Source organism: Levilactobacillus parabrevis ATCC 53295 (genome assembly GCF_001434055.1).
Taxonomy (GTDB): Bacteria; Bacillota; Bacilli; order Lactobacillales; family Lactobacillaceae; genus Levilactobacillus; species Levilactobacillus parabrevis.
On record NZ_AZCZ01000041.1, the window covers coordinates 1 to 21263 of the forward strand.

Below are 21263 nucleotides of genomic sequence, written 5' to 3' on the forward strand. Positions count from 1 at the left end.
ACCAACAACAGATATTTTAGAACCTGAAAAATACTGATCATAAGAAAAAGCAACTCCCGGTCTGCCTAACCGAGCGTTGCTTCCTTCTAATCAATTATCTTTAATTTAGTCTTTTTTCCGAATGGTGAACCCACGGCCACCTTCAGAACGCCGACCACTGTTGTTACTGCGACGATTACGGTCGCCACCATGGTTACGTGAATCATGGTTACGGGAGTCATGATTGCGTGAATCATGCCCACCACGTGAACCGCCACGATGTTCGCCACCATTGCCACGTCGGTCTTGACGATGACGATAGCCACCGCCACCATTGCCGCCGCGACGGTTACCGCCACCGTGGTGATAACCACCGTGACCCTTGCTACCGCGCTTAGGTAATGGCCGTTCTGGCGTAATCTTTACGGGTACTTGACTGCTATCATCCTTAGTCATGTCGTTTAATAACGCAGCAACTAAGTCTTCAGCATCATATTCTGCCAAGAGGCCTTTAGCCACTTCAGCAAACTTTTCAGTATCCGTCTTGTTAACCAAGTCAGCAACTGCTTCTTTAGCAGCACCTAATTGGCTCACAAGTGCTTCTTCATCCGAAGGTGGCTTCAATGGAAGCATACGCACCTTCGTCAGCTTTTCGATTTCACGCAGGTAATCCATTTCGTTAGGCGTTACGAAAGTCATGGAAACCCCATGCTTCCCGGCACGACCGGTACGGCCGACACGGTGAACGTAACTATCTGGATCTTGTGGAATATCGTAGTTGTACACGTGGGTCACATCGTTGATGTCAATCCCACGGGCAGCAACATCAGTCGCAACCAAGATATCCAGCTTACCATGACGGAACTCGTTCATGATTTGCGTCCGACGCTTTTGCGTCAAATCACCATGAATCCCAGCGGCGTTGTAGCCACGGGCTTGTAACCCACTGGAAAGTTCGTCAACCCGACGCTTCGTCCGAGTAAAGACGATAGTCAAATCTGGATTTTGAACGTCGAAGAAACGCGTCATCACGTCAAACTTCTCGAAGTCACGAGAACGGACGTAGAATTGATCGATCAAGTCGGTCGTTAATTCCTTCGCCTTAATCTTCACGTGTTTAGGATCGTGCATGAATTGCACCCCAACCCGCTTGATTTCTGGTGGCATCGTTGCAGAGAAAAGCATCGTTTGACGCTTCTCTGGCAATTGCTTGATGATGTCTTCAATGTCGTCCAAGAAACCCATGTTTAACATTTCATCGGCTTCATCCAGAACTAACATCTGAACATGGTCCAACTTCAAGGTGTGACGACGGATGTGGTCAAGTAAACGACCTGGCGTCCCAACAACGACTTGAGGATGGTTCTTTAATGATTTGATTTGCCGACGGATGTCAGCACCACCGTAAACGACTTGGACGTTTGCCCGTTCGTTACGGCCTAATTTATAAATTTCTTCTTGGGTTTGAATGGCCAGTTCCCGTGTTGGGGAAACAACTAGCGCTTGTACGTTTTCGTTCTTCTTATCAATCTTTTCAAGAATTGGTAAGGCGAATGCCGCAGTCTTCCCTGTCCCGGTTTGGGCTTGTCCAATAACGTCTTGACCAGCCAAAACCATGGGGATTGTCTCGGCTTGAATTGGGGTCGCTTCTTCGTAACCTGCTGTCGTAACAGCCTTCAGTAGGTCTTCAGAAAGACCCAGTTCTTTAAACTTCAAAAATAATTTCCTCCTAATAGGTGCATCGCCTCAGTGCCTCATAAATCTCGGAAAAAATCCGTTTTCCTTGGTGCGATTAATGATTGGCTAAGGCGGGGTAAGTTTGTTTCTCTAAATAAGCAACTAAGCCATCATACAACGGTGAAACAAAATAAGCAACTCCCACGACTTGTGGAAACTGCTTACATGAATTATTATTTTTCTTTAGAATCCTGTAACGCCGCTAATACTTGCTCTAAATGGATCCCGTGAGATCCTTTTAATAAAATCTGATCATTCGCCGTCAAGGTATCTTGAAGCGTTGATGTAAGCGCTGGCAAGGCATCTGCGGCAAAATGAGTCACGGGCAAGTCCGGCATTTCTTGTGCCAAACGCTGTTGTAACGCCACCATGTGGGACCCCACCAAATAGACGTGACTGAGCTTATCAGGATCAATGGCGGTGGCAATATCAGCGTGCATGCTATCTGCTTGCACACCGAGTTCCAGCATATCGCCTAGAACCGCGTACCGCTTACCGACAACTGGGGTTTGCGAGAAGGCCGCTAAGACCTGCTTCACGGCTGTGGGATTGGCGTTGTAAACGTCACTGAGAATATCCTCACCAGCGGCACCCTTGACCCATTCAGCCCGATTCTCAGTCAAATTAACCGTTGCGAGTGCCTTCTGGGCATTCTCTGGCCGAATCCGATAGACATTGGCAACTGACAAGGCTGCCAACGCGTTATTCACGTTATACGTCCCAATCATTGGAATCGTAAAGGGTTTGTCAGGCCAGAGGTTAGTCGTAAAACTGGTAGCGGTCGACGTTGCTTCAATGTCAGTCGCAAAGAGATCGGTCGTTTCGCTCTGCCCAAAGGTCCGCTTACGAAGATTCAAATCAGCTGTCCGGTCACGCAGCAATGGTTCGTCACCATTGTAGACGATGATTCCATCCTCACTGAGGCCGTGGGTGATTTCCATCTTGGCATCAGCAATCTTATCCCGGGTCCCAAAGAACTCGATGTGAGCCTCACCAATCATGGTGATGACGGCAACATCGGGCGCCACCAAGTTACTCAGAAAGTCGAGTTGTCCTGGCCGGTCCATCCCCATTTCCACGACCAACATTTCTGTATTGGGTTCCATGGAAAGGACGGTCATTGGTACGCCAATTTCGTTATTGAAATTAGCATGGGTCTTGGTCACGTTGAACTGGGTCGCCAAAATACTGGCAATCATATCCTTAGTCGTGGTCTTCCCGTTGCTCCCAGTAATGGCAACCACCCGAGGATTAATCTTCGTCAAATAGTACTGTGCTAGAGCTTGAAGTGCCTTCAACGAATCGGCAACCTGAATCACGGGGAAACCAGCGGGAGCCGTTGCCAGGTCTCTAGCCCAGAGCGTTGCGGCAGCGCCATGATCGATGGCCGACTGAATAAACTGGTGGCCGTCCTGTTCACCCGTCAGCGGAATAAAGAGGCCTCCGGGTTGGAGGTGCCGACTATCAAACGCCACACTGGTGACGCTGACACTCCGCCATTGTTCAAAATCATTGATTGCCCCAACTGCATGGGCAATTTCAGCAAGCTGCATCTTCATGTTTTATGCTCCTATGTAACGGGCAGAGCGTAACGCCCTTCCGCTTTAAGTTAGTTTCTGGGAAGTTAGTCTGCTTCCCGGTTAACGTCGAAATGAAATACTGAGACTCATTATACCATGAATTCTAGTGGACTAACTTAAAACTCGTCAGAATTTGGTGAACCTCAAATCACAAAACCACCGATAGCCGCTAAGCCATCGGTGGTTCTTACATCTTTAGATTAAGTCTTTAACATCACTAAATACCTGATTATCGTGAATACTCAACGCCCATTCGCGCGTAGCAAGATCATAGCGCAGACTAGCCACTTCACGAGAATCGGCATACACCTCTTCTTGCGAATACCAGGTGTTTTGCCGCTCTGGATGAGTAATCGCCCGCACCGGAATCACATAGATACGGTGTCGTTCGACCAACTGATCAAAGGCAATAATCGTACCATCCAGCAGTCCTTGCGTGAGTTGCAGCAGGATTTCATGAGGCACATCACTGATGGCCAGTGGCCGGGCAAAGACCCAACGATTATTGTGCATCGCTCGTAAGTGCCGTTTGATGCTGACCTCCAACACGTGATCAAAATCCGATAAATTGCGGTAGTACGTCTTGTAAAAACCATCGCGTAACGTTAAATAAGCGTAGTCGTTCTGTAATTTTGCGTAGAACGGTGTCCGAATATGGGTTTCCATATGGGCCAGATAGAGTAGCTCGGCAATCTCACCCGGCAACAAGAAGTCTAAGTCATCACCGTGCGCGTAGTCTAACCACTTCACGGCGTACTCGTGCTTCGCCAACATGTAGCGCCGAATCTGTGTCTGCCCCGTGATGGTCTGTAGACGCGTGTGAGGATTAATCTCCACATCGTTCCCAGATTCATCGTTTAATAAAAGGAGCTGATTGGGAATCGCTGGAATCCCGTTTAAAAAATCAGCCGGTGATATCCCTAACGAATAAATCATATTCGTCACGGGTTCTAAACTTAAATACACAAAATTTCCGCGCATAACCTTACACTCTTTCCCCTAGTCTCATTGTTAATTGTACTACGAAACTCACGTAAAAACTGCACCTTTATTTTTACATTTTTTCGAGGCGTGCAATACGATCAGCAATTGGTGGATGGGTCGCGAAAAGGTCGCCCAAACGGTGCTTATTCTTTAAGGGATCGCCGATATACAGTGCGGAACTGTTGGGGTCCGCAGCTTCCATCGGTTCGCTGTCGTCAATCTTTCGTAACGCATTGATCAGGCCTTGTGGATTACGCGTCAGCTCAACGCTAGAAGCATCGGCCAGGTATTCGCGGTTTCGAGACAACGCCATTTGTGCAATACTGGCCGCAAGTGGAGCCAGCACGACTAGGACAATCGAAATCACGAGAACAATAACGTTACCGCCGGAGTCGCGGTCATCGTCACGCCGACGACCGCCACCCCACCACAACCAGTTGCTGGCAAAGTTGACTAGCATCCCGATTGCCGCGGACAGCGCTAACGCGATGGTTTGTAGACGAATATCGTAATTTCGGACGTGAGAAATTTCATGGCCAATAACGCCTTCGAGTTCTTCACGATTCAACCGCTGGAGGATCCCGGTCGTCACGGCAACAGCCGCCTTTTCGGGACTATTCCCGGTCGCAAAAGCATTAGGACTGGGATCATCGATGATGAAGACGCGGGGCATGGGAACTTTTCCCACCATCGCCATGTCTTCAATCAGATGCCACAGCTCTGGGGCCTGGCTCACATCGGTAATTTCACGGGCGTGGTTCATGCTCATGACCACGTTAGTCGATTGGCTAATCATGATCAACATATAGATCCCCGCCACGACCGCCGCAATCACAGCGCCCGACTGCCAGTTACTCCAGAAGAGGTACCCCAGTGCGGCGCCAATCAACAGAACCAAGAGGCCAAAGCCAAACATCACATAGCCCGTGCGCCGCTTATTCATGGCAATTTGGTCATATAACATGTTATCGCCTACTTATCGGATTGATTGAAGTCGTCAAAGTTGACCTTAGGAGTCGTCTTCTCTTCTTCAGGCACTTGCAAGTATTCGCTGGTCTGGAAGTGATGCACTTTGGCGACAATGTTGCTTGGGAACGATTGAATCATCAACGTCAGCTTAGCCACAGAACTGTTATACAGTTGCCGTGAGTAAGCAATCTTGTTTTCGGTATTGGTCAATTCTTCCATTAATTGGGTGAACTGCGTGTTGGCCTTCAAATCCGGATAGTTTTCGGATAAGGCAAACAGTGACCGCAATGTGGTAGACAGTTGATTGGAAACTTCCATCGTTTGTTGGTGATCATCGGCGGGAATCGCGGTTAATTGGTTCCGCAACTCGACCACCTTTTTTAACGTTCCCTGCTCATAATTGGCATAACCCTTGGTCGTAGAAACCAAGTTCGGAATCAAATCATTCCGTCGTTTCAATTGCACATCAATCTGACTCCAAGATTCCTGCACGTACGTCCGGGTCTTAATCAGACCGTTGTAGGCGCTCACGTACCAAATAACCAAAATAGCTAACACGATAATTAAAATAATCCAGGCCATATCTATCACTCCTTCTCAAAATTTCTGGTACACTCATCATAACAAAGGCTAAAACCAGACTCCAGTAAGTATGCCTGGCTTTACCAATAATTAGGAGGTTTCCCATGCAACACGTGCTCTTTGTTTGCTTAGGTAATATCTGTCGTTCCCCCATGGCTGAAGCTATCTTTAACGATCTGCTCGATCAACATCATCTGACGAACCAATTCGAGGTGGCTTCTGTTGCCACCAGTCCCGAGGAAGAGGGCAATCATCCCCATCCCGGTGCTCTCAGGGCAATGCGGGCCCACGGTCTCGATGCGAGCCAACATCGTTCCCGGCCCATCACAGCAGAAGACTTTGATTGGGCCGACACCATCATCACGATGGATCACGCCAACGTGGCCAACCTGCAACGCATGGCCCCCAGCGCGGCAGATGCCGCCAAGGTCAAGCTGTGCCTCGACATTCTCCCTGGTCGCGAAGGTGAAGCCATCGACGACCCCTGGTACACGCACAAATTTGAATTAACCTACCAAGAACTTGCGACCGCCCTACCAGCTTGGCTGGACGAACTCGCGTAAACGAAAAGTAATGCCCGTTTTGAACCAGCTAGCGTTGGTGAAGACGGGCATTGCTTTTTTGATTTGTAGACTTTTTACAGTGTTCAAACAGAGACTAGCTAGCCACCTGGTCTCATGACTCCTGCGTAATTGGGTCTTGAATCAGCGTCCAACTGACCTGGCTCATGTATTGTCCCTGTGCCGCACCACCGTCAATATCCAAGAAAATACCTCGATTCGGCTTGTCTCGCCACAACTTGGTAATGTCAAAATCCTCATCATCAGAAGCTGTGACATGGCGTTCTAGATTAACGACCCCGTGGGTCAAACTGTTCTCATTTCCCTCCCCATCGACATACTTCAAGTCACCAGCCAATAGGCCGTCACGTAGGCGTGAGGTTAACGGAGATGCACTGGCCTGCAATGTCCAGGCGTCGTTCTTACCAACTGAGTCATGGACCGTAACCGACCAGTTGCTGTCCGGTTTCAGCCGCATTCGCCGTCCCGTCATGTGCTGGGGATTATCCTTGTTAAAGGTAGCAAATGAACTGACCGACATGGTCCGAGTTCCCCCTCGTAGCGTCACGATGTATCGCAAACTATTAGTGGCACTAAGATGAGCAGACGTATCCGCCGCAAACAATTCTAAAATATTATCATGACCGCCACCCAGTAGATTGCCAGCTGGTATGGTGTATGTAAAGTCATATACGCCACGTTTATCGGTATCCGTAATTACCTTAGTCTGCAGGCTCTCCCCGTTGAACCGAGGTTGCAAAGTCAGCGTCTTCCCCGTAATGGCCGTGCCATCACTCTTTTTGCGATAGTCAATGCGGCCACTAACCGTGACATCTGCCGCCGAATCCAGTGACTCACTACCACGACGATTATCGGAGTCTGGCAACACATGATCACCCGTTAGCGCCATGGTCATCACGCTGGTATCGTCTTCCCCTGCGACCAGCTGGAAGGCACTTGTCGTTGCTTGCGTGATGGCATTGGTGCCTTCGAAGCTACTGGTCTGACCCGCAATTTCTTCCGGCGAGCTTGCCGTTGCTGTCTTACTAGTTGCGTGACCCGTAAAGGTGATTGTGGCCCCTGCCGTTTCACCAATAGCCGCGTTCTTGGATAAAGATCGCGCCAAGGTCCCGCTGACTGACTGGCCACTGATATCATCGGGATTAATGCTGAAGGTTTCTGTCCCCTTATCATCAGCGGGTTTGCCATCATCGTATGCAACCGTTGCCGAGTCAAAAGCAATCCCCGCTGGCAAATGTAGCTTACTTTGAATCTTTTGCCAGGAATCACGACCACTCTTGTAGTTCAGATGATACTTCAGAACCATTCGATCTCCCGTATAGACTCTAGCTTTAGGATCATCGATAACTTTGTTTGCTTGGGACTTATCGACTAGTTGGGCTTTAGCGTCCACATCGACTAGTCCTGGGACTTTTTCAAAGACGACCAAGTTATTTTCATAACGTGTTCCGGTCGAACCGGTAAATCCCCAACGAATCTTTTTATCCGCACCCAGATGGAACTTACTGATATCAACCTGAACAGACTGCACTGCCGGATTGTCCAATTTCATCCCAGTTTGTGGATCTTTATCATCAAAGTAATATGTCATTTCCCCAAGAGACGACCCAGCCGATGGTGCCTGCCATTTTAAGGTTAAATGGTGCCAGTAGCCATTAGCTAAAAAATTATTTCTCTTATACAACAATCCATTATGCTGCATTTTGACAAAATAGTTTGGAACTATGTGTGTTTCAGAGTAGCCAAATGATGGTGGAAAAATCGAAGGTGGAATATACGTTGTTTCTGTTTCTTCATCATTCTCACCTATTTGATAAGTTTTATCATCTCCAGGATAATTAGAGGCAATATGTGGATATCCATTGGGATTCCCTAAGTCGAATTGAGATGGAATATGACTTTTCAAAAAGTCCAGGTTGTTATCACGATTTCTACCATATGTATCAAATTCTAATGCCCAACTATTTTGAATCGCACTCTTTGCTACAGCAGATAACGTTGGTTTAAGCCTAAAATTATTTCTCTGATCCATTCCCCAAACCCCCAGTGTCTCACCAGTAGCTGGGTTTCCTTTCACATCAATTGCTGTCGCAGAAATGCCCCGCAAGTCATTTTGCATTACAAACGCCATACCATCCCCGGCATCATCATTTCCACTACCAAAATATAACCACATTGAAGCCGTTTCATTTTCACTAAGATTCATCTTCGCCTTGTCACCCGTCCAAATAGTTCCCAATTGTTGAGGTGCACTAGTTAGCTGGATTGCTTGCCCAACTGTTGTCTTAGTAGCTGCATTATTATTTATCTTGCCAATTTGAAAATATTTATCAATTGGGATTCCTTTGGGCGCATCCGCAAGAACATCACCTATATTCTCCTCACTCCAAGCTTGTGCCACCGTATAATTTCCGTGAAGCATGAAACCTAGCCCAATCGCCATGATTCCCAAAATTATTGATTTAATCCCCAAAATTCTCACTCCTTGTGTTACGAACAATGCCCCTATAACCCTTTAAGATAGCTGTCCTCCGAATATTCTCAATTATGATATCAATCTAAATTAGTACTTACACGACATTTTCGCTAGTCAAGTTAATCGATGTCGACACTCTATTCAGTCAAAGCTTTGGTAGCTGTTTCATAACAAAATTTATAGTAGTACATATTTAATAATAACACCCAGCACTATTTTAAAGAAGTATAGCACATAAACCACATTAAAATCTACAAAACACCGTTATAATAATATTTATAAAAGATTATTCAACATATTCGTATCTCGTCTTTAGCAGATAAAGGTATCTAATCACAGCTATTTCTGGTACACTTGCTGAAACACAAAAAAAGCCAGCCGAGTTTCGACTGACTTGAAATCATCTTTATTTTGGCCCATTATAAAATGTCCATTGAATCTGAGTCGAATAGTTTCCCTGAACCGCGCCCCCGTTTACATCGAGTACAATGCCATGTTTCTGGTCCCAGGACTTGGCAACATCGACGACATCATCATCAGAAGTCGTCGTGTGACTTGCAATATTCACAACTCCCTGGGTGAGACTGTTCTCATTGCCACTTCCATCAAGATACTTCAGATCACCATCCAACGGTACCGACAATCTCGTCTTGAGCGGTTCCGCTTCGGCTTGCAATGTCCACTGATCACCAGTACCTATGGAATCATAGACCTTAACCGACCAGTTGCTATCCGGTGTAAGCCGCATAGCCGCCCCCGTCATCTTTTGTGGATTATCCGCATTAAAGGACGATAGCGTATTCGCTGAGATGCTCTTGGTTCCATCCTTCAATGTCACCGTGTATTCCAAATTATTGGCTGCGCTCAAATGAGTTGACGTATCCGTTGCAAACAGATCTAGCACGTTACCAGTGCTACCCGCAATCAATGACGTAGATGGAATCATATATGAAAAGTCATAAATGCCATCGCCATCACTGTCCGTGACCGTCTTTGTCTGAAGACTGTTCCCATTAAGTCGTGGCTGCAAAGTTAAAGTCTTACCCGTAACCGGCGTCCCATCGACTTTCTTGTACGTAATCTTACCAGAAACCGTCACATCGGTCGCAGAGGTCTGTGTCTCCGATCCTTTTTGATTGTTTGAATTAGCTACAATATTCTTCTCTGGCCCAGTTAATGCCATCGTCATGACGCTGGTACCATCGCCACCTGGCAAAACTTGAAAGCCGCTCACCGTAGCCTGCGTAATGGCATTAGAGCCTTCAAAGCTACTAGTCTTACTTGCCACTTTATCCGGTGTGCCGGCTGTGGCCGTCTTACTACTAACTTTCCCCGTTAACGTAATCGTTGCTCCATCTGTTTCACCAGCAGACGTATTCTTGGAAAGATTCCGCGCTAGCGTCTCACTGACAGATTGTCCAGTCGTATCATTGGAGTCAACCGGAATTGTTTCGGAAGTCTTACCATCCGCAAACTTACCATCATCGTACGTGACTTTTGCCGAATCGTAAGCAATGTCAGCCGGCAAATTCAACTTATTCTTAATTGACTGCCAAGAGTCTCGACCACCTTTATAATTCAGATGATACTTTAGGGTCATTTGATCCCCGGTATAGACCTTGTCGCTGGCATCGTCGATAGTCATATTTGCTTGCGAGTTATCCACTAAATTAGCTGTCACATCTGCATCCACTAAACCAGGAACTTCTTCGAAGACAACCAGGTTATTCTCAAAACTATCCCCTGTTGATCCGGTGAACCCCCAACGTACACGTGCATCATCAGCTGACAATCCTAATTTTGTCAAATTAATCGGCACTGATCTCGATGAGACGCCTGATGTTAACTTGGCCCCAATCTTTGGATCCTTATCATTAAAGGTATAGGTCATCGTTCCGGTTGTTAAACCAGCCGCCGGCGCCTTCCAATTTAAGGTTAAATGTTTCCAGGCACCATTGTCGTTTCGCAATAACGAGAAATTGTTACTAATTATCCCCAAATGATTCATTGTCGCGTAATTGTAGCTCTTCGTAGTAGTCGTTCCGCCGAGTCCTAAAAAGCCACCAGAAGTCCAACTCAGATTTTTCGTCATAATATTATACGTAGAAGCTTCTCCTGGATAATTTGAAGCAATGTGTGCGTAACCACCCGGCGTATCCTCGTCAAACTGATTAGCGGCTGAAGTAGGCTTTGAGAAATAATCACTATCCCATGCCTGATCACTTGTTGGCGCTTGACTTCCAGTTGGCAATCTATTATTAAAGGTATCAAATTCAAGTGCCCAACTCTTAGGAATGGCAGTATCTGCCACTTGTTGAGGCGTTGTCGCCTGGTTGTTGGTGTCATGCCCCCAGACACCCAGAGTTTCCCCTCTAGCCGCAATCGGATTGGCTGGATCACTGTTATCAATAGCAGCTGCATCAACATCACCATTTTGAATGACAAAAGCCATCCCGTCACCAGCATTATACCCATCCCCAAAATACATCCACATCGAGGCCTTTTGGTCTTCTGCCATGTTCATTTTAGCAGCGTTACTGGTCCAAATTGTTCCTAGTTCCTTTGTTCCATCTGTAAGTAATACTGCTTGGTTTTTACCTTTATTTGTATCGACAGGTTTGGCACTATTGTCAAACACCTGAGTTGTTTCAAAGTAACTGTCAATCGTTAAACCTTGCGGCGCTGTTGACTTCGGCACCGAAAGACTTTCTGCCTGCGCAACCGTTCCCCATCCCCAAATCATAATCCCTAACCCGATGGCCATAATACTCAATAAAATTGATTTAATCTTCAAAATACCCGCTCCTTCTGAAACGAAAAGCTCGCCATCATTAGTCAGTAATGGCGAACTTTCTCTCCATTCAATCACGCTGCATTGCTTGTCAATGTCTTATCCACATCAGCAGTTTCGACCTAAATTAAGTTAACTTTCAATCCCCGACGGTCAAGAGCGCGCAACCGATTGAATACTCGTAGAATCAACGCGAGTCGCGTTCTTCCCCAAGAACCCGACTCCCCTATATTGATTCTCCTATTAACAAAATTCATTATATTCTGTTTAGGGGCGAAACACAACTAAAATAATATAAGTTATCTGATTAATGCGTTCTTAAAAGAACCATTTCGCCAGGATCTCAGCTATACCAGGGCCTGATCTAATTCATCTTTCTTCGCCGGCAACACCTATACACTAGTTATCACCCACACATCAACTAGACTGAGACAACCTGTACCACTCAATTTAAATACATAGGATTTCTACACTTTAAAAAAGGTGTAACATCTTCTTGAACATAGCACCTTACCAGATAATATCGAAAAATTATGACGCTTCGTATAATTTGCTTAATGCTATCTCGTCTAACCAACAAGGCAAAAAAAGATGCAACCAGCGGCTGCATCTCTATTACTTGCTATTCAACTTTCACTTTACTCTGCATTCGACAGTATCCAGGTTACCGTTCCTTGGTAATTACCCTGGACCGCACCGCCATCCAGTTGCAACAAGATTCCTGAATTGTCGTTCCAATCACTAGCAATATTAACAGGCGTATTGGAGCCATCTGAAGCATAATCGATAATCGGTGTCTGTGCATCTGCCGTTAACGGATGGATACCGGTCTTATCACTGTAAACCAGTCGGCCATCCAGTGGCGTTCCGGTTTCATTCGTTTCCGGAGTATTCGCCCCTGTGGTAGGCTGCATCGTTAGCGGCGTGGCTTCGGCACACAGTTTCCACTTGGTTCCGCTCGTCACCGTATCGTTAATGTTAAACGCCCAGTTTGGGTCAGAGCGACTGACCAATTGACCAGCACCACTAATGGTTGCATCGTAGTTCAAATCACCGGAGGAACTACCAAAGTCAACATTACCAATAACAATACTTACCTCTTGTGGATTCGTATAATTTCCGCTACCGTCAGATGCGATAATACTTAATCTGTACTTCCCTGCAGGTAGACTACTCGATGCCAGATGATAAGTAAATCCCTTGGTAGGGTCATTGGCATCGCGATCACTCGGCGTCACTGCTGGTAACTGTGTCTCTTTATTTTGAGCATCATAAAGCGTCGGATACAATGTCGCTTTGGAATTCGCCAAGACAGTGTTATCAGCCTTGACTACTTTCCCCGTAATATCAAGATCATTGCCTTGGTTAACATTGATACTAGTCTTATCCAAGTTCAGCATCAATGGCTGTTGTGTAATCTTAAAGCTCTTAATAGTTGCACTAGTCATTTCACCCGTCCCAACAAAGTTAGACGTTACATCGCCAGTTGTATAGGACTGATTGTTAAGGGTTTTCCCCTCCAATGTGATGGTTGCCGACTTATTCGCAGCCGTTAATGAGCCTACATTGACGTTCAGACTTTGTCCATCAGTTGCCTTACCAGAAAGCCCGCTAACATCAACATTCGATGCCACCGCGTCATTAGCCTTTTGAATCGTTCCGGACGTTATTTGAATGCCTTTCGGGATACGCAAGTTTGCCATGATACTGTCCCATGAATCCGAACCAGAATCATAATTGACTTTATATTGAACTTTCACCTTACTATTGCCGCTAATACCAGCTGTGCCAACCTCACTATTTGTCGCTTCATCAATGACGCTTGCACTGGCACTCGAGTCAATCAGACCAGGAACATGTTCAAAAACAACTAAACTATTTTGGGTATCATTTTTAGGAAAATCACTGTCAGTTGAAGCTCCTGTTGATCCTGTAATTCCCCAGAAGACCTTACTGTTAGTACTATCAGCACTCAATTTCTTCGTGTCAATATAAGCTTTCGTCTTTTTATTGTCCACTGTCACTGGGGCCCCTGTACTGGTACTCTTGTCATCTAAATAATACTGCATCGTCCCAATCGTGCTACCAGCTGCGGGTTTCGTATAGTCAAGCGTTACGTGATGCCAAGCACGATCAGTCAAAAGTCTGCTCGTATCGGTAATTAAACCACGATGGACTTGCTTATAATAGTGGTAATCACCAATTGATGGTAATAATCCAGTCTGTATTGTTCCAAAAGTTTTAAAATCTGAATACGTCCCTTGATCGCCAGGATAACCAGACGCAATATGTTCGCCATCATAAGTTCGTGAGACTTCCGTGTTGTCAGACATATTTGCGTAACCAAAGCCATCGCCTAAGTCAAAAGCACTTGGCGCCTGCTTTCCCATAATCCAATTCGATGATGAGTCCGATGGATCTGTATTATTCATATGTGTATCAAATTCTACAGCCCAACTATTGGGAATTGCCTTACTTGCAATCGTCAATGCACTCCCATCCTTGGATTGTGGATCAACACCCCAAACGCCCAATGCTTCACCTATACCAGAGAATTCATTATTGCTATCATTCTGCAAAACGAAGGCCATACCCTCACCTGGCTTGGTCCAAGTGGAGTTATCAGCACTCATGTAGATCCACATCGACAAGCGCTGATTCTTATACAGATCAAACGACCGATTATTCGACCAAATTGCACCACCTGTATTTTTCCCGCCGTAACTACTAATCTCAATACCATCCATCGGTAATCTATTGGTAGTTTGAGCTTGCTCCAAAAGCTTGGCGCTGTTTCCAAGGGTAGTAGTTCCCAAATTGTCTGGCATATTGAAATAAGGATTGCCCTTAATTTTAACCCCTTGTGGTGCGCTGCCCATCGCATCTTCCGGCGAATCTAAAGCCTGTGCCGTCTCCGGAGCCACAAACAGCCCCAGCCCGGCAATAGCCACCGCTCCTAATAATGTCATAAATTCTTTTCCAAATCGCATGTGATAGCCCCCCGTTGCCCAATTCAGTTGGACATGACTACGTAAACTTATTCCTCAACTTTTAACGCTATGTTTACAGCTAAACCGGAAAAATTTCCGTCCGCAAAACGGCTCTGCCCAAATAAGACCACTCTGGCCTCCTCTTAAGTATTATTCTCAGATGATAATTTTAAGTGTAATTAGATTGGTTCATTGACTGGTTCTGGGCTCAATATCTAAGTTAATTATACGATGATAAGTGATCTCGTTATAGCGAAATAATTCTACAGGCCCCAGAAACGGGGTAATTTGACCATAAAATTTAGGTTGCGTTGTTAACCAAACTTACTATCACTTTTCGAGGCCTTTTAACCCCCTAATTTGAAAGACCTTAAACAAATTAAAAGGCCGTCCTCATCTCTGAAGACGACCCTCACATTTAACTTCACGTACTTATTCCCACAATTTTAGTTAGCATCTATCGTATCCGCCAACGTCCAGGTCACCGTGCCCTTATATTCTCCTTGAAGCGCACCACCATGCACTCTGAGAAGAATTCCCGAGTTGTCATTCCAGTCTCCAGCAATGTTAAACGGGGTCGCGGACCCATCCGATCTGTGATCGGTAATCAGCGTATCGGCAGTGGCTGATAGTGGCTGGTTACTCTGCCCGTCACTATAGATCAATTCACCATCCAACAGACTAGGTGTCGTTTCTGAAGTCAGCGCCGTCGCCTTGGCATATAGCTGCCATGGCGTTCCCTTCTTGGCAGTATCGGCAATGTTAAATGACCAGTTGGGATCAGAGCGACGGACAATCTGATCTGAACCGGTGAGATCAGCCTCGTAGTTGAGATCCCCAGAGGTGCTACCAAAGTCAACATCCCCGATAATGACGGTCAGATAAACCCGATCCAAATTACCAACGTTGTCCACAGCCTCAAGCGTCATCTTATAGGTACCAGACGCCAGCGTCCCAATTGTTGGTATCGCTACATACTTAAAGTTAGAAGCTGGATTCGAATCACTCAGATGAATCCCATCAATTTTAGAATTAACACCAGTCTCATTATTCGCTAACCAGCCAGTAAGCTCAATAGTGTTGTTGTCTATCGGCAACCCGTCTCCCTTTTCGACTCGCCCAGTCACCACTGGCGTTTCACCATTATTCACGTGAATCGTTTTCTGATCTGGAATCAAGGAAAGCGCTGGCAAGTCCTGCGTCACACTGGAGAAACGGCTAACACTGGCACTCGCCATGGTCCCGCTGCCGACGAAGTTACTCGTTGTATCGGAAACGGAATAAGCCTTATCGTTTAACATTTTACCGGTTAATGTAATCGTCGCAGTCTGATTACCTGAACTCAGTGTGCCCACGCTTTCTTCAATACTTTGTCCGGTAATGGCTGCTCCTTTCAGCTTGCTCATATCAATACTCCGACTGGTACTACCATCCGCTGCCGTCACCTTCCCTGAAGTTAGCCGAATTCCCTTGGGCACATGCAGCTGCGCCATGACATTTGTCCAGTCTGTATTACCAGAATCGTAATTAACGGTGTACTCTAGCTTGACTGCATCGCCACCCTTAATCGTATCACCAGATGCCACTACACGATTATCCGTGACATCCGTCAGCTTGGCCGTTGCCGATCCGTTAGCCTGTCCCGGAACATGCTCGAAAGCAACCAAACTATTCTGAGTACCATCGTCTTTATCCACAGAATCACTCGACCAGGTCTGACCGGTCGAGCCAGTTACTCCCCAGTAGACCTTACTACTTGATCCGGTTAACCCTAATTTAGAGATATCCAAGTTTGTAATCGTATACGCATTAGATGACTGCTTAGCCCCTGTCGTTGGGTTCTTGTCGTTAAAGCGATACTCCATCGTCCCAACCGTGCTTCCCGCACTGGGCGCTGTGTAATTCAAAGTCACATGGTGCCAAGCTCTGTCAGATAGGAGTGTGCCATTCCCATCGGTAATCAGTCCATAATGGTCCTGATTATAATAATAATATTTTTTGGCCGACACGAAGAGCCCGTTGCCCATTTTACCATTAGCAGTTTTGGCTACATAGGTTGCTCGATCTGCCGGATATCCAGATGCAATATGTTCCCTGATAATGTCTTGGCTAGTCGTCGTTCCTTCTGAATTGTTATAACCAATTCCCTGGCCTAAATCAAAGGCTGATGGCTGGTTAGCAGTCAAGTCCCAGGTTGTTAGCGAAGCAATCAGCCCTCCTGCATTCCATCTTACTGTCGGGTCCACCTTATTCAGCTCCGTATCAAATTCCATCGCCCAACTATTAGGAATCGCCTGACCAGCAATCACATCGGTCCCACCCTGGGTTGACTTGGGGTCAGCGCCCCAGACCCCCAATGCTTCACCGGTACCTGAAAATTGATTGCCTTTGCTGTTATTGTGCAGAACAAAAGCCATCCCTTCGCCCGGGCTCGTATTGATATCGGCACTGCTGTAAATCCACATAGAAAACTTCTGATTCTTACTCAAGTCAAAAGAAGGTTCCTGCGACCAAATCGCCCCACCTGCGCCATGTGTCCCTTGCTCTGTGAGCTGAACAGCATCCATCGGCAATCGATTAGCGCTATCAGAGACGTTGACTAATTTTGCAGAATTTGTCATTCCAGTATTCCCTAGCGTTGAGGGCAGGTTAAAATACGGCTGTCCTTCAACTGGAATTCCTTGTGGGACATCGTCGATTGGTCCTGCCTGCGCTATCGGCATTTGAAATAATCCAATTGTGGCAGCCACGACCATGCCAACGATCAGTCCCAAATACTTAGTGCTTCTCATGTCATTATCCCCCTACGATTCGAAAGCAAGCTGAATCTACCAGTGCCTCAACTCTCAATTTCAGTACCACGCCGCATGGTATGGCGCTCATCCGTTAGCGTAACCCGATTGCCAGTCGCTCCCCGCAACGATCAATCTCACTAGTCACTGAGCTAATCATTACTGCAATGTGACATAAGCATCATGGTAAATATATTAAACTTGCTGTTCTAAAAGCGATAAACGTAAAATATATTTATCAGAGCATCATTTTTATGGGTTACTAGTTTCATTACGACAATAATATCATACAGGAAAGCGTTTCCACAACCAAAATTATCCTTCAAGCTCATAAATAAAAAACCACCCACATTTCTGTAGGTGGTTAACTCATTTCAGTCATGATTATCAGGCGTATGGTCTATGGTGCAGATGTCAGCGTCCACAGGATCTCACCGCTATAGGTTCCCTGGGTAGCGCCACCATCGACATCTAATAATAGCCCGGTATCGCCGCTCCAGTCGCTCGCCACATCAGTCGTTTCGGCAGCCCCGTCCGAGCGACCGGTATCAACGGCGACCGGCGTGGTGCCCAGCGTCTGTGGTTTGGCGGTAGGCGTGCTCTTATAGACTAGTGCGCCACTCAACTTGTTGCCGGGAGCATCCACATCATCACGGTAGAGTCCGGCTGTCTGTGCGCTCAGCGTCCAGGTGCTGCCCTTAGTCAGGGTGTCGTCCACATCTAAGCTCCAGTCGCTGTCCCGCTTGACAGTCTGATCGCTCCCCGTGAGAAAAGTTGGCGTGAAGGTTAATTGGGACGACGTATCCCCCAGTTTGATTTGGCCAATCGTCACAGTCGCCGTAGCCGTCGCAGAATTCTCCGTACCATCCGTGGCGTAAAGCGCGAGTTGATGCGGATTCGGTGTCGTCGTCAGCTTGTTTCCGGGAACGGTGAGGCTAAACGTTCGCGTTGTCCCGCTGCCAGTTGGATGCGCCTCAGCATCGGGCAACTCGTAGTCGTTACCATCCCAAGTGGCGTGCAGTGTGACGTCAGCATTGGCGGTATCCGTGGCGGGCAAGCCAATCGTTCCGGTTACTTTGGCACCGCTCGTTGCACCCGCATTGATCGACTGTGTCTGACTATTGGCGTCGAGACTGAGTGTCAGTGCGGATTTCGTCACGTTAAAGCTTGGCGTTGCGGCCGTAGTAATCGCATTACTCCCGATAAATTTACTCATCGCCACAGCCCGTGAACCGGCAGTGTTATCTACCGTACCGTTCAATGTTACAGTAGCGGTCCCACCAGTAGTTGCGGACAAGTCACCTAGGCTAACATCAATGTAACCATCACTAGCCGGCGTCGTACTGAAGCTATGGATAGCACCACTATCGCCAGTTTGATAGTTTCCGCCACTGAGCGTAACTCCGGCGGGCACTTTCAGTTTGGCGTTAACGTCTTTCCAATCACGATTGTTACTCTGATCACTAAGATTATATTTCAGCTGTACCCGATCATTTCCCTTAACAAACGAAGAACCCGTGGTAATAGCCTTGTTCTGTGTCATGTCAGTCATCGCCACGTCTGACTTGGCTTCGACCTGCGTTGGCACCTGTTCGAAGACGACCAGACTGGTTTCGGTTCCTCCACCGGCAAGATCACCATCAGGCGTGTCACCTGTGGAACCGGTAAAGCCCCAATAAACATCAGGATCATTCTCACTGACATTTAGATTGTTTAAGTCGATATCTTCCGTCACTGACTCTACATCGCGATCAGGTCCCCCTGTCTTCGGGTCCTCATCGTCATAGGTGTAGGTCATCTGGCCATCGGTACTCCCCGCTGCGGGCGCTTTGTAGTCAATGACCACGTGATGCCAAGCAGCATCACTAATAATGTCATCACCAGCAGAATCTCGAATCAGCCCCAGGTGCTTCTGTGTATAGTAGTAACCCGTTCGCGGTAACAATGAAAGTTCCGGAAACGTTGCCGTCTGACCAATTCCAGTGTAGGTATTATTCTGAGCGGGATAGCCCGATGCTAAGTGTTGACTGGTAATCTCCTCACTAGGTGTCGCACCATCAGTGCCGCTATACCCAACGCCTTTGCCATTATCGAAATCACTGGGAACCGCATCCTTTATATTCCATCCGGAAGTGGGCACAGTCTGATTCAACCGCGTGTCGAACTCTAACGCCCAACTATTCTGAATTGCGGTACCAGCAATTGCATTATTCGTCGATGACTTGGGATCAACACCCCAGACACCTAGCGACTCGCCAGCCCCGGAGAAAGCCCGATTCCCCTCATTGTTTCGCATATCATTCTGCAAGACAAAGGCCATACCGTCGCCGACTTGTTCACCCGTGACCCCACTCACGTAAATCCACATAGAGGCTCGTTGATTCTGATACATGTCAAACGACTTGTCATGCGACCACACGGCACCCCCAGTATCATGGACCCCATACGAGGAAAGCTCGACGCCGTCCATAGGGGCTAGTGACGAACGACCGGAATCTGGCAGAATCTTTGCCATATTTGTCACGTTATCAGCGCCTAATATGGCAGGCACCTCAAAGTATCCCTTGCCATCAATTTTAAGTCCCTGTGGTGCCGTCTGCATCACATCACTAGGGTTCGTTGAATATGCGGCGGCTGACGTTGTCCCCTGCCACAGGCCTAACGTCACAGCTGTCATGACACCTAACAAGATTTTGTTCCGTAGCTTCATTGCTATGCTTCCCTTTTGAATTTCGTGAGCAATCGGCTTGGACTGCTCACCGAACCCGGCCATCGTGGACCAGGTGATTCGTCCATTCTCACGGCAAAGAATCTGGCCAGTAAACGTGACTAGATTCTTTGCTGACACTATTAACTCCATCAACTACAGTATAGCACCGACGTAGTTAAATTAAAATTTAGACTAGTTAACACGCTGTATTAATTTTTAGGCAATAAAATACCCCACCAGTACAACTGATGAAGTATTCGTAAAATTTAGACTTCTGAAGTGCTATTTCCCCTGTGTATCCGCTGTGTTTGATAGTGTCCAGTCAACTCTACCACTATAATGTCCCACTACGGCACCACCATTTAACTGCAACAAGATACCCGTATTGTCATTCCAATCACTTGCAATATTGAACGGCGTACCTGTTCCGGATGACTTATGATCTGTAATAGTTGTGCCAACTGTAGGCGATAAAGGTTGGATGTTTTTCCCATCACTACTATAAACTAGTTGACCATCTAACGTACTACCATCCGTATCTGACGTCAGTGCAGAAGCCGTAGCAGACAACGTCCATTCGGTTCCTTTAGCCACAGTATCGTTGATATTGAAACTCCAATTAGGATCTGCACGCTCTATAATCTGTTTTGAGCCACTTATCGCAGATGAATAGGTGAGATTACCTGAATTACTGCCAAATTTTACATTGCCAACCACTATTGTAATTGGAATTACTTCCGTAAGATTTTTAGAACTCGAGGCAAACATGAATAGCGTGTAAGTCCCTATACCTAAACTATTTGACGGAAAGGTAAACGAGAACCCCTTAGCTGGATTATCATCACTCAATGTAACTGGTGACATCAAATGTGAGGAGGTTGCCCCTTCTTCAGCCCAGTACGGATTCAAAACCACGTTACTGTTAGTTAAAGTGGACCCGTCCAACGAAGTAACTTTACCAGTTACTACAGCATCCTGACCCGGATTCACATATACTTGACTCTGATTCATAGTAAGTTTGATCACTGGCATGTCCGTATGTGTGATTGAAAAGTCTGGCGTTGCAGTTGGATGTAAGCTGATTCCTGAGAC

Annotated in this window: 12 protein-coding genes; 1 reads left to right on the top strand and 11 read right to left on the bottom strand. The window is 46.7% G+C overall.

The features are described from left to right. Positions 1-105: 105 nt before the first annotated feature. From FD07_RS10175 to FD07_RS10195, 5 genes are all read right to left on the bottom strand, one after another. Positions 106-1695 (bottom strand): DEAD/DEAH box helicase, encoded by a 1590-nt coding sequence (locus tag FD07_RS10175; protein ID WP_020090214.1) that lies wholly within the window; start codon positions 1693-1695, stop codon positions 106-108. A gap of 194 nt (positions 1696-1889) precedes the next feature. Then, a complete protein-coding gene (locus tag FD07_RS10180) occupies positions 1890-3275 on the bottom strand; it encodes a UDP-N-acetylmuramoyl-tripeptide--D-alanyl-D-alanine ligase (protein ID WP_020090213.1) in 1386 nt (461 codons plus the stop codon). A 216-nt stretch (positions 3276-3491) separates the two neighbouring features. Continuing rightward, complete coding sequence (locus FD07_RS10185; RefSeq protein WP_020090212.1) at positions 3492-4277, bottom strand: hypothetical protein; 786 nt, start codon at positions 4275-4277, stop codon at positions 3492-3494. A 73-nt stretch (positions 4278-4350) separates the two neighbouring features. Further along, complete coding sequence (gene htpX, locus FD07_RS10190; protein WP_020090211.1) at positions 4351-5244, bottom strand: zinc metalloprotease HtpX; 894 nt, start codon at positions 5242-5244, stop codon at positions 4351-4353. Between the two features lie 8 nt (positions 5245-5252). Then, complete coding sequence (locus FD07_RS10195; RefSeq protein ID WP_020090210.1) at positions 5253-5831, bottom strand: LemA family protein; 579 nt, start codon at positions 5829-5831, stop codon at positions 5253-5255. Positions 5832-5935: 104 nt separating this feature from the next. On the opposite strand from FD07_RS10195, the gene FD07_RS10200 reads away from it, so the two are divergent. Then, the gene (locus FD07_RS10200; protein WP_020090209.1) at positions 5936-6394 is read left to right on the top strand and encodes a low molecular weight protein-tyrosine-phosphatase; all 459 of its coding nucleotides are present in this window, start codon (positions 5936-5938) and stop codon (positions 6392-6394) included. Between the two features lie 112 nt (positions 6395-6506). Here the strand turns inward: FD07_RS10200 and FD07_RS12830 are convergent, their stop codons facing one another. The 6 genes from FD07_RS12830 to FD07_RS12455 all read right to left on the bottom strand — a co-directional run. Then, the gene (locus tag FD07_RS12830; RefSeq protein ID WP_155823088.1) at positions 6507-8003 is read right to left on the bottom strand and encodes a hypothetical protein; all 1497 of its coding nucleotides are present in this window, start codon (positions 8001-8003) and stop codon (positions 6507-6509) included. A gap of 1291 nt (positions 8004-9294) precedes the next feature. Beyond that, on the bottom strand, positions 9295-11682 hold the full coding sequence (locus tag FD07_RS10210; protein ID WP_020090207.1) for an L-type lectin family protein: 2388 nt from the start codon (positions 11680-11682) through the stop codon (positions 9295-9297). A 635-nt stretch (positions 11683-12317) separates the two neighbouring features. Then, positions 12318-14669, bottom strand: a complete 2352-nt coding sequence (locus FD07_RS10215) for a hypothetical protein (RefSeq protein WP_020090206.1) — start codon at positions 14667-14669, stop codon at positions 12318-12320. 446 nt (positions 14670-15115) lie between these two features. Beyond that, positions 15116-17461 (bottom strand): hypothetical protein, encoded by a 2346-nt coding sequence (locus tag FD07_RS10220; protein ID WP_020090205.1) that lies wholly within the window; start codon positions 17459-17461, stop codon positions 15116-15118. A gap of 400 nt (positions 17462-17861) precedes the next feature. Then, positions 17862-20309 carry an L-type lectin family protein gene (locus FD07_RS10225; RefSeq protein ID WP_020090204.1) on the bottom strand — a complete coding sequence of 816 codons (2448 nt, stop codon included), beginning with the start codon at positions 20307-20309 and terminating at the stop codon, positions 17862-17864. A 144-nt stretch (positions 20310-20453) separates the two neighbouring features. Further along, positions 20454-21263: hypothetical protein (locus tag FD07_RS12455; protein ID WP_162254228.1), on the bottom strand; the 810-nt coding region annotated here is incomplete at its 5' end.